This window comes from Pseudomonas sp. CFSAN084952 (assembly GCF_009648855.1).
GTDB classification, from domain to species: domain Bacteria; phylum Pseudomonadota; class Gammaproteobacteria; order Pseudomonadales; family Pseudomonadaceae; genus Aquipseudomonas; species Aquipseudomonas paracarnis.
On the sequence record NZ_CP045767.1, the window covers coordinates 2,746,479 to 2,761,318 of the forward strand.

The 14,840-nt window shown below is 60.9% G+C and carries 12 protein-coding genes; 11 read left to right on the forward strand and 1 reads right to left on the reverse strand.

Translation table 11 applies throughout. The annotated features are described in order from the left end of the window. Positions 1-60: 60 nt before the first annotated feature. From GH769_RS12255 to GH769_RS12295, 9 genes are all read left to right on the forward strand, one after another. Complete coding sequence (locus GH769_RS12255; protein ID WP_003190965.1) at positions 61-966, forward strand: AraC family transcriptional regulator; 906 nt, start codon at positions 61-63, stop codon at positions 964-966. Positions 967-2,017: 1,051 nt separating this feature from the next. After that, on the forward strand, positions 2,018-3,328 hold the full coding sequence (locus GH769_RS12260) for a sugar ABC transporter substrate-binding protein (RefSeq protein ID WP_032892053.1): 1,311 nt from the start codon (positions 2,018-2,020) through the stop codon (positions 3,326-3,328). Between the two features lie 176 nt (positions 3,329-3,504). Then, positions 3,505-4,395, forward strand: coding sequence for a carbohydrate ABC transporter permease (locus GH769_RS12265; protein ID WP_014718700.1), 891 nt, complete (start codon positions 3,505-3,507; stop codon positions 4,393-4,395). A 10-nt stretch (positions 4,396-4,405) separates the two neighbouring features. Continuing rightward, positions 4,406-5,236, forward strand: a complete 831-nt coding sequence (locus tag GH769_RS12270) for a carbohydrate ABC transporter permease (protein ID WP_005788583.1) — start codon at positions 4,406-4,408, stop codon at positions 5,234-5,236. 23 nt (positions 5,237-5,259) lie between these two features. Beyond that, entirely contained in the window at positions 5,260-6,363 is a 1,104-nt protein-coding gene (locus GH769_RS12275; RefSeq protein WP_020301119.1) for an ABC transporter ATP-binding protein, read from the forward strand. Positions 6,364-6,381: 18 nt separating this feature from the next. Further along, entirely contained in the window at positions 6,382-7,863 is a 1,482-nt protein-coding gene (locus GH769_RS12280) for a mannitol dehydrogenase family protein (RefSeq protein WP_032901626.1), read from the forward strand. A gap of 135 nt (positions 7,864-7,998) precedes the next feature. Continuing rightward, positions 7,999-9,480 (forward strand): xylulokinase, encoded by a 1,482-nt coding sequence (xylB, locus tag GH769_RS12285; protein ID WP_032901628.1) that lies wholly within the window; start codon positions 7,999-8,001, stop codon positions 9,478-9,480. A 12-nt stretch (positions 9,481-9,492) separates the two neighbouring features. After that, entirely contained in the window at positions 9,493-10,431 is a 939-nt protein-coding gene (locus tag GH769_RS12290; RefSeq protein ID WP_020301116.1) for a carbohydrate kinase, read from the forward strand. Positions 10,432-10,575: 144 nt separating this feature from the next. Next, on the forward strand, positions 10,576-13,170 hold the full coding sequence (locus GH769_RS12295) for an autotransporter outer membrane beta-barrel domain-containing protein (protein WP_020301115.1): 2,595 nt from the start codon (positions 10,576-10,578) through the stop codon (positions 13,168-13,170). A 70-nt stretch (positions 13,171-13,240) separates the two neighbouring features. On the opposite strand, the gene GH769_RS12300 is transcribed toward GH769_RS12295, so the two are convergent. Continuing rightward, positions 13,241-13,510, reverse strand: coding sequence for a DUF1652 domain-containing protein (locus tag GH769_RS12300; protein ID WP_014718706.1), 270 nt, complete (start codon positions 13,508-13,510; stop codon positions 13,241-13,243). Between the two features lie 369 nt (positions 13,511-13,879). On the opposite strand from GH769_RS12300, the gene GH769_RS12305 reads away from it, so the two are divergent. Beyond that, positions 13,880-14,080, forward strand: a complete 201-nt coding sequence (locus GH769_RS12305; protein WP_003190946.1) for a ParD-like family protein — start codon at positions 13,880-13,882, stop codon at positions 14,078-14,080. Next, entirely contained in the window at positions 14,080-14,835 is a 756-nt protein-coding gene (map, locus tag GH769_RS12310; RefSeq protein WP_032901630.1) for a type I methionyl aminopeptidase, read from the forward strand. Before GH769_RS12305 ends, map begins: the two co-directional genes overlap by 1 nt. The last annotated feature ends 5 nt before the right edge of the window (positions 14,836-14,840 follow it).

Here is a 14,840-nt window from a genome sequence, read left to right on the forward strand (position 1 = left end):
GCGAGGTCGCGCGCGACGGGGCATTATCCTACGCAGCGACCACAATAAAGCGACGGCAGCATGACCCGAGCAACGCGCATCACCGACCCTTCCTACGAACTGATGGACGACCACAACGGCCTGTCCATCATCTATCGTCAGCATGGCTTCCCCTGCCCGTTGGTGCGCTGGCACTTCCACAAGGAATACGAACTGCACCTGATCGTCGCCAGCTCCGGCAAGGTGTTTATCGGCGACTACATCGGCAACTTCTACCCGGAAAGCCTGTTCCTCACCGGCCCCAACCTGCCCCATAACTGGATCAGCCAGGTGGAGGAAGATGAAGTGGTGCCCAAGCGTGACATGCTGGTGAACTTCACCGATGAGTTGTTCGAACACGGCAGCCACATCTTCACCGAACTCAAGAGCCTGGCGCCGCTGCTTGAACGTGCGCAATACGGCATCGAATTTCGCTGCAAAAAAACCATCGCCCACGCCATGACCCTGATGCAACGCATCGAAGACGCCCAAGGCATGGCACGCCTGGGGCACTTCTTTATCTTGCTGGAGGTGTTGAGCGCCTGTGAGGACTACCAGTTACTGTCCGGCGTCACCACGCCACAGCAAGCCGACGAACACAGCATCGACCGCACCAACCGCGCAGTGGACTACATCTTTGCCCACTACGCCCGAGAGCTGCCGTTGGAAGAAGTGGCGGAGTACCTGGGGATGAAGCCGACGTATTTTTCCCGGGTGTTCAAACAGGCGACCGGGCGGACTTTTATTGAATTCGTCAATCGGCTGCGCATCAGCAAATCCTGTGAATTGCTGGCCGATGGGGACAAGGCGGTGACGGATGTGTGCTTTGAGTCGGGGTTTAATAATATTTCCAACTTTAATCGGCGGTTTCAGCAGCTTAAGGGGATGACGCCGTCTCACTATCGGCGGTTGGCGGTGCAGCGGCTGACTGAGCAGAATTTGGCTTGAGGTTGATCGTTCATCTAGGTGGTGGGAAACAGAAACGTCTTACAAGGCTTTGAGGTTGCCCCTAGGACACTCGATCTCTAGTCTCCGTACACCGCTGCACAGGCAGCGTCGGGCGTCGCGGCCCGGTTTAATCAGATGCAAAGTGCCATTTCCGCTTTTAGTCGGCGTTTTTTTATCGTCTACTGTGCGGCTTCATGGTGGCTGTGCGCGGGATACCTTCGGGTATGCCGGTTTCCTGATTCCGGTCCGCGAACCTGCGTACGGCTACCACCCCATAGCGTCGCGGCGAAAGGGTGGCAGCTCCACTTAAATCAGGAGTTTCACCATGATCAAACCCACCCCAAATCCCCCAATCGATCCAGCACCCAGCGTGCTATTCACCGTTAAAGACGGCATCGATCGTTCCCGCGCTCCGCGTGGGCATGCATTCCGTGACGCTCTGCATCACTCGGGGACGCAGAGCGTCCCAAGCGGCGTTACCACGCGGAGCGTGGGAACGATCAAGCGTTAAGCACTGCACTGAGGATCGTTCCCGCACTCTGCGTGGGAATGCATACCGTGACGCTCTGCGTCACCCCGGGACGCAGAGCGTCCCAAGCGGCGTTACCACGCGGAGCGTGGGAACGATCAAGCGTTAAGCACTGCACTGAGGATCGTTCCCGCGCTTTGCGTGGGCATGCATTCCGTGACGCTCTGCGTCACCTGGGGACGCAGAGCGTCCCAAGCGGCGTTACCACGCGGAGCGTGGGAACGATCAAGCGTTAAGCACTGCACTGAGGATCGTTCCCGCGCTCTGCGTGGGAATGCATACCGTGACGCTCTGCGTCACCCCGGGACGCAGAGCGTCCCTAGCGACGTTGCCACGCGGAGCGTGGGAACGATCAGGTGGTCGATGAGTGCAAAAAAGTATCAGTGAGCGTGCGCCCAAGGATTTGTCACCGCCGCTTTTGAAGGCTGTAATCAACGCACACTCTTCCTGACTTCTCGTAGGAAGACACAACAACAATAACCGTCCTTCTGTAGCCCTCTGGGCGCGGAAATGGAGTGCGCGATGAAGTTCACAGCAAAAGCATTGCTTGCCTGCACCTGCATGACCCTCAGCGCCGTCAGCCTTGGCGCGCAAACCCTGACCATTGCCACCGTCAACAACAGCGACATGATCCGCATGCAGAAGCTCTCGAAAACCTTCGAGGCCGAGCATCCGGAGATCAAGTTGAACTGGGTGGTGCTCGAAGAAAACGTGCTGCGCCAACGCCTGACCACCGACATCGCCACCCAGGGCGGGCAGTTCGATGTGTTGACCATCGGCATGTACGAAGCCGCACTCTGGGGCGCCAAGGGGTGGCTGGAGCCGATGAAGGATTTGCCGGCGTCCTACGACCTTGATGACGTGTTCCCTTCAGTGCGCGACGGTTTGTCGGTCAAGGGCTCGTTGTACGCCCTGCCGTTCTATGCCGAAAGCTCGATCACCTATTACCGCACCGACCTGTTCAAGGACGCTGGGCTGAGCATGCCCGAGCACCCGACCTGGAGCCAGATCGGCGAATTCGCCGCCAAACTCACCGACAAATCCAAAGAGCAATACGGCCTGTGCCTGCGCGGCAAAGCCGGTTGGGGTGAGAACATGGCGCTGATCACCACCCTGGCCAACGGCTTCGGCGCGCGCTGGTTCGATGAGAAGTGGCAGCCAGAATTCAACGGCCCCGAGTGGAAGAACGCGCTGAACTTCTACGTCGACAACATGAAGAAATCCGGCCCGCCGGGCGCCTCCAGCAACGGTTTCAACGAAAACCTGGCGCTGTTCAACAGCGGCAAATGCGCGATTTGGGTAGATGCCAGCGTGGCCGGCTCGTTTGTTACCGACAAGAGCCAGAGCAAGGTCGCAGACCATGTCGGCTTTACCTTCGCGCCCCATGAGAAAACCGACAAGGGCACGTCGTGGCTGTACTCCTGGAGCCTGGCGATCCCCACCAGTTCCAAGGCCAAGGACGCCGCCAAGGTGTTCACCAGTTGGGCCACCTCCAAGGAATACGGCCAGCTCGTGGCCAAGACCGATGGCATCGCCAACGTGCCGCCGGGTACCCGCCAATCCACCTATAGCGACGAGTACATGAAGGCCGCGCCGTTCGCCAAGGTGACGCTGGAATCGCTGAAAGTGGCCGACCCGACCAAGCCGACCGAGAAGCCGGTGCCGTATATCGGTATCCAGTTGGTGACCATTCCTGAATTCCAGGCGATTGGTACCCAGGTGGGCAAGTTCTTTTCGGGGGCGCTGACCGGTCAGCAGACCGTCGATGCTGCATTGACCGCCGCGCAGAACACCACCGAGCGGGAAATGAAGCGGGCTGGTTACCCCAAGTAAACCAGCCTCACCACCGCAAATACAGGAGCAGAGCTTTTGTGGGAGCTGGCTTGCCTGCGATGCAAACGACTCGGTCTATCCGTAACACCGAGGCGATACCATCGCAGGCAAGCCAGCTCCCACAGTGACCGCGCTCCGACGCAGATTCTGTAGGCATCTGACTGGTTCTGATCACCATGAATACACCCACCAAAAACCGCCTGGCCAACCCCGGCTGGTTTCTCGTCAGCCCCTCGGTGGCCTTGTTGCTGCTGTGGATGATCGTGCCGCTGGGCATGACCCTGTACTTTTCGCTGATCCGCTACAACCTGCTCTACCCCGGCGAAAACCAATTCGTGGGGCTGGAAAACTTCAGCTACTTCATCACCGATTCGGGGTTCCTGCCCGGCGCCACCAATACCCTGTTGCTGGTGGGCAGCGTCTTGCTGATCAGCGTGGTGTTCGGCGTGTTGATCAGTGCCCTGCTGGAGGCCAGTGAGTTTCTGGGGCGCGGCATCGTCAGGGTGATGCTGATTTCGCCGTTCTTCATCATGCCCACGGTGGGCGCGCTGATCTGGAAGAACCTGATTTTTCACCCGGTGTCGGGGATTCTCGCCGCCGTGTGGAAGTTCTTCGGCGCCGAGCCGGTGGACTGGCTGGCGCATTACCCGCTGCTGTCGATCATCATCATTGTGTCGTGGCAATGGCTGCCCTTCGCGATCCTGCTGCTGATGACCGCCATGCAGTCCCTGGACCAGGAGCAGAAGGAAGCCGCACGCCTGGACGGTGCCGGCGCCATTGCGATCTTCTGGCACCTGACCTTGCCCCACCTGGCCCGCCCGATTGCCGTGGTGGTGATGATCGAAACCATCTTCCTGCTCTCGGTATTCGCCGAAATCTTCACCACCACCAACGGCGGCCCAGGCTACGCCTCGACCAACCTCGCCTACCTGATCTACAACCAGGCACTGGTGCAGTTCGACGTGGGCATGGCCTCGGCCGGCGGCTTGATTGCCGTGGTCATCGCCAATATCGCGGCGATCATCCTGGTGCGGATGATCGGCAAAAACCTGACTGACAAGCCTTGAGGGCCGCGCCATGACGCTTCAACAATCCCGTCGCCTGCAGAGCCTGTTGCTCGGCACATTGGCCTGGGCCATTGCGATCCTGATTTTCTTTCCGATCTTCTGGATGGTGCTGACCAGCTTCAAGACCGAAATCGACGCGTTCGCCACGCCGCCGCAGTTCATCTTCACGCCGACGCTGGAGAACTACCTGCACATCAACGAGCGCAGCAATTACTTCGCCTACGCCTGGAACTCGGTGGTGATTTCGTTCAGCGCCACCGCCCTGTGCCTGCTCATTTCGGTACCGGCCGCCTATTCCATGGCGTTCTACGAAACCCAGCGCACCAAGGGCACGCTGCTGTGGATGCTGTCGACCAAGATGCTGCCGCCGGTGGGCGTGCTGATGCCGATCTACCTGTTGGCCAAGAGCTTTGGCCTGTTGGACACGCGCATTGCGCTGATCATCATCTACACCCTGATCAACCTGCCGATTGTGGTGTGGATGGTGTACACCTACTTCAAGGACATCCCCAAGGACATCCTCGAAGCCGCCCGCCTGGACGGCGCCACCCTGTGGCAGGAAATGGTGCGCGTGCTGCTGCCCATCGCCAAGGGTGGCCTGGCCTCCACGGTACTGCTGTCGTTGATCCTGTGCTGGAACGAGGCCTTCTGGTCGCTGAACCTGACCTCCTCCAGCGCCGCGCCGCTGACCGCCTTGATCGCCTCTTACTCCAGCCCCGAAGGCTTGTTCTGGGCCAAGCTGTCCGCCGTCTCGACCCTCGCCTGCGCGCCGATCCTGATCTTTGGCTGGATCAGCCAGAAGCAGTTGGTACGCGGTTTGTCCTTTGGCGCCGTCAAATAATAATTCCCAGCGGAGGGCCCATCATGGCCAACCTGAAAATCAAGAATCTGCAAAAAGGCTTTGAAGGTTTTTCCATCATCAAGGGCATCGACCTGGAAGTGAACGACAAGGAATTCGTGGTGTTCGTCGGCCCGTCGGGCTGTGGCAAGTCCACCTTACTGCGCCTGATCGCCGGCCTGGAAGAAGTCAGCGACGGCACCATCGAACTCGATGGCCGCGACATTACCGAAGTCACCCCGGCCAAGCGCGACCTGGCCATGGTGTTCCAGACCTATGCGCTGTACCCGCACATGAGCGTGCGCAAGAACATGTCGTTTGCCCTGGACCTGGCGGGTGTCGACAAGCAGTTGGTGGAGAGCAAAGTCGGCGAAGCGGCGCGCATCCTTGAGCTGGGGCCTTTGCTGGAGCGCAAGCCCAAGCAACTTTCGGGTGGCCAGCGCCAGCGCGTGGCGATTGGCCGAGCGATTGTGCGCAACCCGAAGATCTTCCTGTTCGACGAACCGCTGTCCAACCTCGACGCCGCCCTGCGCGTGCAGATGCGCCTGGAGCTGGCGCGCCTGCATAAAGAACTGCAAGCGACCATGATCTACGTGACCCACGACCAGGTCGAAGCCATGACCCTGGCCGACAAGGTGGTGGTGCTCAACAGCGGGCGCATCGAACAGGTCGGTTCGCCGCTGGAGCTGTACCACCAGCCGGCCAACCTGTTTGTGGCAGGCTTTCTCGGCACGCCGAAGATGGGCTTCCTCAAGGGCCAGGTCACCCGCGTCGACAGCCAAGGCTGCGAGGTGCAACTGGACGCCGGCACTCTGATCAGCCTGCCGTTGAGCGGCGCCACCCTGAGCGTGGGCAGCGCGGTGACCCTGGGCATTCGTCCCGAGCACCTGGAAATGGCCACACCCGGGCAAACCACCCTGACCGTCACCGCCGACGTCGGCGAGCGCCTGGGCAGCGACACCTTCTGCCACGTCATCACCCGCAACGGCGAACCGCTGACCATGCGTATCCGTGGCGACATGGCCAGCCAGTACGGCGAGACGCTGCAACTGCACCTGGACCCGACGCACTGCCATTTGTTCGACACCGATGGCGTCGCCGTGGCCCGTCCACTGCGCGCTGCCGCCTGATTTCGCGAGTATTTCCAGATGAAATTGAATAAAGCCAACCTGACCCAACTGGCGCCCCAAGTGCAGTTGCCTGCGTATGCGATTGCCGACACCCGCCAGGGCATCGCGCACATTGGCGTCGGCGGTTTCCACCGTGCGCACCAGGCGTTTTACACCGATGCCCTGATGAACACTGGCGAAGGCCTGGACTGGGGCATCTGCGGCGTGGGCCTGCGCAGTGAAGACCGCAAGGCCCGCGACGACCTGGCCGGCCAGGATTACCTGTTCACCCTGTATGAACTGGGCGACACCGACGACACGCAAGTGCGCGTGATCGGCTCGATCAGCGACATGCTGCTGGCCGAAGACGACGCCCAAGCGCTGATCGATAAGCTCGCCAGCCCACAGATCCGCATCGTCTCGCTGACCATCACCGAAGGCGGCTACTGCATCGACGACAGCAACGGCGAGTTCATGGCCCACCTGCCGCAGATCCAGCATGACCTGGCGCACCCGAGAGCGCCGAAAACCGTGTTCGGCTTTATCTGCGCCGCGCTGACCCAGCGCCGCACCGCTGGCACCCCGGCCTTCACGGTGATGTCCTGCGATAACCTGCCTCACAACGGCGCCGTCACCCGCAAGGCCTTGCTGGCCTTCGCCGCCCTGCACGACGCGGGCCTGCATGACTGGATCAAGGCCAACGTGAGCTTCCCGAACGCCATGGTTGACCGCATCACGCCCATGACCAGCACCGCCCACCGCCTGCAACTGCATGACCAGCACGGGATCGACGATGCCTGGCCGGTGGTGTGCGAGCCGTTTGTGCAGTGGGTGCTGGAAGACAAATTTGTCAACGGCCGCCCGGCCTGGGAAAAGGTCGGCGTGCAGTTCACCGATGACGTCACGCCTTACGAAGAAATGAAGATCGGCCTGCTCAACGGCAGCCACCTGGCCCTCACGTACCTGGGGTTCCTCAAGGGCTACCGATTCGTTCACGAGACCATGAACGACCCTGTGTTCGTGGCGTATATGCGCGCCTACATGGACCTGGACGTCACGCCGAACCTGGCGCCGGTACCTGGTATCGACCTGACCGAATACAAGCAGACCCTGGTGGAACGCTTTTCCAACCAGGCGATTGCCGACCAGTTGGAGCGCGTATGCTCCGATGGTTCATCGAAGTTTCCCAAGTTCACCGTGCCGACCATCAACCGCCTGATTGCCGACGGCCGCGAGACGGACCGTGCCGCCCTTGTGGTGGCGGCCTGGGCGCTGTACTTGAAAGGTGTGGATGAAAACGGCGCGCGCTACAGTATCCCGGACCCGCGGGCAGCGTTCTGCCAGGACCTGGTGAGCGATGACGCGCTGATCAGCCAGCGGTTGCTGGGTGTGGAAGAGATTTTTGGCACGGCTATTCCCAAGTCGGCGGCGTTTGTGGCAGCGTTCGAGCGGTGTTATGCAAGCCTGCGCGACAAAGGCGTCACCACCACACTACAAAACCTCCTGAACAAACCGGATTAAACAGGTGGGAGCTGGCTTGCCTGCGATAGCGGTGGTCCAGTCAACCCTGTGATGACTGCCGGACCGCTATCGCAGGCAAGCCAGCTCCCACATCGACCGTATTTTCAACCCAATAATAATGCTGAGCACTCCATCATGACCCAGCAAAACCTGTTCCTCGGAATCGACTGCGGCACCCAAGGCACCAAGGCCATCGTCCTCGACGCCTCCAGCGGCAAGGTGCTGGGCCTGGGCGCCGCCGCGCACACCTTGATCAGCGGCGCCAACGGCCGCCGTGAACAACACACCCAGGAATGGCTGGACGCCTTCACCGAAGCCACCCACCGCGCCCTGCAACAAGCCGGGGTGGACGGCCAGGACATCCTTGGCATCGGCGTGTCCGGCCAGCAGCACGGCCTGGTGCTGCTGGACGAACAAGGTGAAGTGCTGCGCCCGGCCAAGTTGTGGTGCGACACCGAAACCGCGCCGGAAAACGACCGGCTGCTGCAGCATCTGGGTGGCGAACGCGGGTCCCTGGAGCGCCTGGGCGTGGCCATCGCCCCGGGCTACACCGTGTCCAAGCTGCTCTGGACCCGCGAACAGCACCCCGACGTCTTCGCACGCATTGCCCATATCCTGCTGCCCCACGACTACCTCAACTACTGGCTCACCGGCCGCGCCTGCGCCGAGTACGGCGATGCGTCGGGCACCGGTTACTTCAACGTGCGCCGCCGCGAATGGGATGTGGCGTTGCTCCAGCACATCGACCCCAGCGGCCGCCTGCAAGCCGCGTTGCCGACACTGATCGAAGCCGACCAAGCGGTGGGCACGATCCTGCCGGCCATTGCCGAGCGCCTGGGCATCAACCCCAACGCGGTGGTGTCCAGTGGTGGCGGCGACAATATGATGGGCGCCATTGGCACCGGCAATATCGCCCCCGGCGTGATCACCATGAGCCTGGGTTCATCGGGCACCGTGTATGCCTTTGCCGACCAGCCCAACGTCAGCCCCCAGGCCTCGGTGGCGACCTTCTGCTCCTCTAGCGGCGGCTGGCTGCCGCTGATCTGCACCATGAACCTGACCAACGCCACCGGGGTGATTCGCGAGCTGTTCGACCTGGACCTCGATGCCTTCAACGCGCTGGTCGAACAGGCATCCATCGGGGCCGATGGGGTGAGCATGCTGCCGTTCCTCAACGGCGAACGCGTGCCCGCCCTGCCCCACGCCACCGGCAGCCTGCAGGGCCTGACCATGACCAACCTGACCCGTGCCAACCTGTGCCGCGCGGTGGTCGAAGGCACCACCTTCGGCCTGCGTTATGGCCTGGACCTGCTGCGCCAGACCGGCCTGCAAAGCCAGAGCATCCGCCTGATCGGCGGCGGCTCGAAAAGCCCGCTGTGGCGGCAGATGGTCGCCGATATCATGCACACCGAAGTGGTGTGTACCGAACAGAGCGAGGCGGCCGCCCTGGGCGCGGCGATCCAGGCGGCGTGGTGCCAGAGCGGCGAACCGCTGGCCAGCCTTTGCGACAAATGCGTGAGCATTGACCCGGCCAGCCGCACCTTACCCGTGGCGGCCAATGTCAGTGCCTATCAACAAGCGTATCAGCGTTATCAACAGCACGTGGCAACCCTTTGAGAGCGAGCAACTATGTATCTGGTGTGTGGTGAAGCGCTGTTTGATTTCTTCAGCGAGGAGGATGCCAGCGGGCAGGCCGCCAAGCTCAATTACAAGGCGATTGCCGGTGGCTCGCCGTTCAACGTGGCGGTGGGTTTGCGCCGCCTGGGGATCGAGTCGGGGCTCTTCGCCGGCCTGTCCACCGATTACCTTGGACGGCGCTTGCAGCAGGTCCTGAATGACGAAGGTATCAGCGAACGCTTTCTGGTGGCGTTCGACGCGCCGACCACCCTGGCGATGGTGGCCGTGGGCGCCAATGGCTCGCCGCAGTACAGCTTTCGCGGCGAAGGCTGCGCCGACCGGCAATTGCAACTGACGCACCTGCCGCCCCTGGGCGATGAAATTCGCGGGCTGCATGTGGGCTCGTTTTCGCTGGTGGTGCAACCGATTGGAGACACCCTGCTCAACCTGGTCAAGCGTGAAAGCGGCAAGCGTCTGATCAGCCTCGACCCCAACGTGCGCCTTAACCCGCAGCCCGATATCCACCTGTGGCGCGCCCGCGTCGCAGAGCTGGTGCAACACGCCGACCTGATCAAGGTCAGCGACGAAGACCTGCACCTGCTCTACCCCGACCAGACACCGGAAAGCGTGCTGCAAGGCTGGCTGCAACACCGCTGCCAACTGGTGTTCCTCACCCGTGGTGGCGACGGTGCGTCGGTGTTCAGCCGCCAGCATGGCAGTTGGTCGCAACCTGCGGTCAAGGTGGTGATGGCCGATACGGTGGGTGCTGGTGATACCTTCCAGGCGGCGCTGATCGCGTGGCTGACGGAACAGCAGTTGGATTCGGTTGACGGGCTGCAACGACTGAGCCGCGAGCAGATCGACGCCATGCTGGGCTTCGCGATCCGGGCTGCCGCCCTGACCTGCGGCAAGACCGGCCCAGACCTGCCCTATCGTCAACAACTGGCTTGAGCTGAGCGGGCAAAAACTCAAAGTGCCATCACGCAGGCCACGTATTCCGTGGCCTGCGCGCCATGCATAAAAAATTGCGCTACTGGAAAACTGTGCTAAACCCAAAAACAGGAGCAGTTATTACAACAAACCCAGGACACACCCATGCAAAAGCCCAGTGGTTTCTCGACCCGGGCCGTTTTAGCTGTCGGCCTCATCTCATTGCAGTACATGAACCCTCAACCCTCCCACGCCGCCTGCGTTCTCACCCCGGGAACCGGCAACGATACCTATACGTGTAACAACGGCAGCAGTGCCGGCCTGACCGATCTTTCCGGGGATAACAGCCTGACGCTCTCCACAGGCGGCGCCATCAATGGCGATGTGACCTTTGGCCCTGGAATAGATACGGTGGAAATCCGCGACGGCCGGGTCACCGGGATCGTGCAGCAAGGCGACGGTGTTGATCGTGTCGTCATGATGGGTGGGCGAATAGGCGGCCTGTTCCAGGGCGACGGCCGCGACGTGCTTGAAATGTATGACGGCATAATCGACGAGGCTTTTGAAGACGGCGATGTGGCCTACCAGCGCGGTGGCAAAATTGGCCGGGTCAATATGAAGTTGGACAAGAACTTCTATGAAATGACCGGGGGGGAAATCCGGGAGAACCTGGTCACCGGTTTCGACACCGACACCATCATCATTTCCGGCGGCACCATCGGCGGCAATATCAGCACCAGCGGCGGCGATGACAGCATCACCGTCAGCGGCGGCGTGATTAATGGTGAGATCCGTGCCAGCGTCGGCAACGATACGTTCAAATGGCTGGGTGAAGGCAGGATCAACTCCCGGGTATTGATGGGTGATGGCGACGACACGGTCCTGCTGCAAGGCTTGAATGAAAGCAAACTGAACCACACGCCCTTTATCGATGGCGGCCTGGGCAACGATCAGCTGATCTTCGACGCGACAACATCCAGCACCGCGGCCCGCTACATCGGCTTGGAGCGCGTCAGCCTCACCAAAAACTCGCGCCTGGACCTGGCCGGGGATTTTTTCCTCGGTGACAGTGGCAGCAATACCGGCATGTTCAACATCGACGGCAGCAGTACCCTGGCCGTGGCGCAAGGCGGCATCCGCCCCTACACCGCCGGGCAACTGGCGACGCTCAATAACGCCGGCACTGTCGACATGACCACCGACAACAGCGCTACCAGCGTGTTGACGGTGCATGGTAACTACGTGGGCAACAACGGCCAGCTGCACCTGCAAACCGTACTCGGCGACGAAAACTCTGCCACCGACAAGCTGGTAGTGTCCGACGGCAACATCAGCGGTCACACCCAACTGAGTGTCAGCAACCTCGGCGGTATCGGCGGGCTGACCCAGAACAACGGCATCGAAGTGGTCCAGGCACTCAACGGCGCCGTCAGCAGCAACGATGCGTTTGCCTTGAAGGGCTCGGTCTCCGCCGGGGCGTATGAATACCTGCTGTTCAAGGGCGGCACCCTTGCCAATACGAAAAACAGCTGGTTCCTTCGCTCCTCAGTGGTGGCCGTGCAACCGCCGGCGGCCCCACCCGTACCGCCGACACCGGCCGTGGTGGTGCCGGTGCCGCCGATCCCCGCCACTCCCCCTGTAGTGGACTCGGATGAACCTTCCGTGGAACCGCCCACTGCGCAACCGCAACCCCCAATCGAGCCTGCCGCACCACCGCCCAGCCAAGTCGCTGCAGCCACGTCGCCGCAATCAGCGGCGAGTAACCCTGTACTTCCCACCGCCGTGGCGGGTGCCGCGCCGATTCCACTGTATCGCCTGGAAGTTCCGGTCTACTCCGTAGACATCCCCGCTGCGCAACTGATGACGTTGCAGGCGCTGGGCACCTTCCATGAACGCCAGGGCGAGCAAAGCCTGCTGACCGAGACCGGTGCAGTGCCGGCAGGTTGGGGCCGCGCCTATGGCAGTGATTTCAACAAAAGCTGGTCGGGCACCGTGGCGCCGAGTTTTGACGGCACGGTCAAGGGCTATCAGGTTGGCCATGACCTTTACGCCGCCGAAACCAGCGGCGGGCAGACGCAACGCCTTGGCCTCTTTATCGGCCAGAGCCGCCTGCGCGGCGACGTGAAGGGCTTTGCAATGGGCTGGCAGAACCATCGCTCCGGGCGGGTCAAACTCGACGGCGACAACTTCGGCGCCTACTGGACACTCACCGATCCGACCGGCTGGTACGTCGACCTGGTGGCCATGGGTACCCGCCTGGATGGCGACAACAAGTCCGACCGAGGGGTGAAGATGGATACCAAGGGCCACGCCCTGGCGTTATCCGCCGAGGCCGGCTACCCGTTCAGGCTGTCCGAGCATTGGGAGATGGAACCTCAGGCCCAGGTCATCGGCCAGAAGATCGATCTGGATAACCAGCAAGACGGCATTTCCAAGGTCTCATTCGACTCCCAGGAGTATTGGACCGGCCGCATCGGCGCACGGCTCAAGGGTCGCTATCTGATCAGCAACACACCCGTGGAGCCGTACCTACGGGCGAATGTCTGGCACACCTTCGGCGGTAGCGACACGGTGACGTTCGACGGGGTGGACCGGATCAAGAGCGATCACAAGTCCTCCACGGCTGATATGGGCATCGGTGTTGTGGCTCAATTGTCATCCACGGTCAGTGTTTATATGGAGGGTAACTATGGCACCCAACTGGACGACAACAACTTTGAGGGTGTCAGTGGCAATTTCGGCGTAAGAGCGCGCTGGTAAACAGGAAGGACGTCAACATTGGGCCTGGCAACTACCAGGCCCACGGGGTCAACTTATACTCAAGCATCCGCTAGTGATAACCGCGAGCACCGGCTCGTTGCAGTACCGGTGCGTGGCTTTGCTTGAGGTCTTCACGCAACCCGGTGATCAGGTTGCAAATCGCTCGGCTGCTGTCGAGCTTGTCAGGGTGGATACCTTTGACTTCCAAATCCACCCGATCCCGGTCGCGATCGTCGTAGACCCTGATCGTCAACGAGGCATCTTCGGCTTTGGTGCATTCGCACCGTTTAGGCAGGAAACTTCCTTCAATAATGCTGCGAAGCTCTAGTTCTGAAAGCATGGCTAACCTCTCCTTTTTTGAGACTGCCAACGGTTATATGTATCCGACAGGCACTTGCCTGCCACGTCTTGCCAACCCTGGAAGACGCTTTCAATCAGTAAGCCTACTCGGCAAAAACCGGGGTGGTTGTAACCTTTCCTCATAAGCAAACCGCTTGCTCATATTAAAGAAAACGGCTTGTTTGGCATCCTCGTCGAACTACATCGATTAAACGTTTAACCCGCAGCGTGGGGACCGGCGTTTAGGTGGGAATCCTTTTTTCGGCAACCTATCGCAGCCCATCAACCCATCACCGTTCAGCCGAAGAAGGTTTGCGATCGACATACGAACCATATACGATTCGTATATCAATTAAACACAGTGAACCTTATGGGCATCGTCAAGATCACCGATCAGCTGCACGAACAACTGCGCCTGGCCAGCGCCGCCATGGACCGCTCCATCAACGCCCAAGCCGAGTTCTGGATCAAGATCGGCCTGCTCGCCGAACTCAACCCGCACCTGCCCTACAACGAGCTGATCAACAAGCTGTTGCTGGACAAACCCGACCTGATCCGGGGGCGCAGTTGATGATCAAGACTCCCGCACAGTTGGCCGTGATGCGTGAAGCCGGGCGTCTGTTGGCGCAAGTCTTCGACATGCTCGACGGCTTCGTCGCCGCCGGCCGCTCTACCCTGGAGCTGGACAGCGCCGTCGAAGCCTTCATCCGCAATGACCTCAAGGCCCGCCCTGCCAGCCTGGGGCAGTACGACTACCCCTTCTGCATCAACACCTCGATCAACGAAGTGGTGTGCCACGGCATGCCCAGCGCCAAGCAAATACTCAAGGACGGCGACATCATCAACATCGACATCACCCTGGAAAAAGGCGGCTTCATTGCCGACGCCAGCAAGATGTACATGATCGGCAACGTGACGCCCAAGGCCAGGCGCCTGGTGGACATGACCTTCGAGGCGATGTGGGCCGGCATCCGCCAGGTCAAGCCCGGCGCGCGCCTGGGCGATATCGGCCATGCCATCCAGAGCCACGCGCAAGCCAACGGCTACAGCGTGGTGCGCGAATACTGCGGCCACGGCATCGGCCGGCAAATGCACGAAGAACCGCAAATTCTGCACTTCGGCCGGCCTGGCACCGGCCTGGAACTGCGCGAAGGTATGGTGTTTACCATCGAACCGATGCTTAACCAGGGCAGCGCCAAAACCCGCAGCCTGAAAGACGGCTGGACGGTGGTCACCAAGGACAACAGCCTCTCGGCGCAATGGGAACATACCGTGGCGGTGACGGCGGACGGGTTTGAGGTGTTGACCTTACAAGCCACTGCTTGAGTGGC

Coding starts and splice junctions, on each gene's coding strand:
- xylB (WP_032901628.1), top strand. CDS start 7,999: ATGACCCAGCAAAACCTGTTCCTCGGAATCGACTGCGGCACCCAAGGC.
- GH769_RS12270 (WP_005788583.1), top strand. CDS start 4,406: ATGACGCTTCAACAATCCCGTCGCCTGCAGAGCCTGTTGCTCGGCACA.
- map (WP_032901630.1), top strand. CDS start 14,080: ATGATCAAGACTCCCGCACAGTTGGCCGTGATGCGTGAAGCCGGGCGT.
- GH769_RS12255 (WP_003190965.1), top strand. CDS start 61: ATGACCCGAGCAACGCGCATCACCGACCCTTCCTACGAACTGATGGAC.
- GH769_RS12290 (WP_020301116.1), top strand. CDS start 9,493: ATGTATCTGGTGTGTGGTGAAGCGCTGTTTGATTTCTTCAGCGAGGAG.
- GH769_RS12295 (WP_020301115.1), top strand. CDS start 10,576: ATGCAAAAGCCCAGTGGTTTCTCGACCCGGGCCGTTTTAGCTGTCGGC.
- GH769_RS12305 (WP_003190946.1), top strand. CDS start 13,880: ATGGGCATCGTCAAGATCACCGATCAGCTGCACGAACAACTGCGCCTG.
- GH769_RS12275 (WP_020301119.1), top strand. CDS start 5,260: ATGGCCAACCTGAAAATCAAGAATCTGCAAAAAGGCTTTGAAGGTTTT.
- GH769_RS12300 (WP_014718706.1), bottom strand. CDS start 13,510: ATGCTTTCAGAACTAGAGCTTCGCAGCATTATTGAAGGAAGTTTCCTG.
- GH769_RS12265 (WP_014718700.1), top strand. CDS start 3,505: ATGAATACACCCACCAAAAACCGCCTGGCCAACCCCGGCTGGTTTCTC.
- GH769_RS12280 (WP_032901626.1), top strand. CDS start 6,382: ATGAAATTGAATAAAGCCAACCTGACCCAACTGGCGCCCCAAGTGCAG.
- GH769_RS12260 (WP_032892053.1), top strand. CDS start 2,018: ATGAAGTTCACAGCAAAAGCATTGCTTGCCTGCACCTGCATGACCCTC.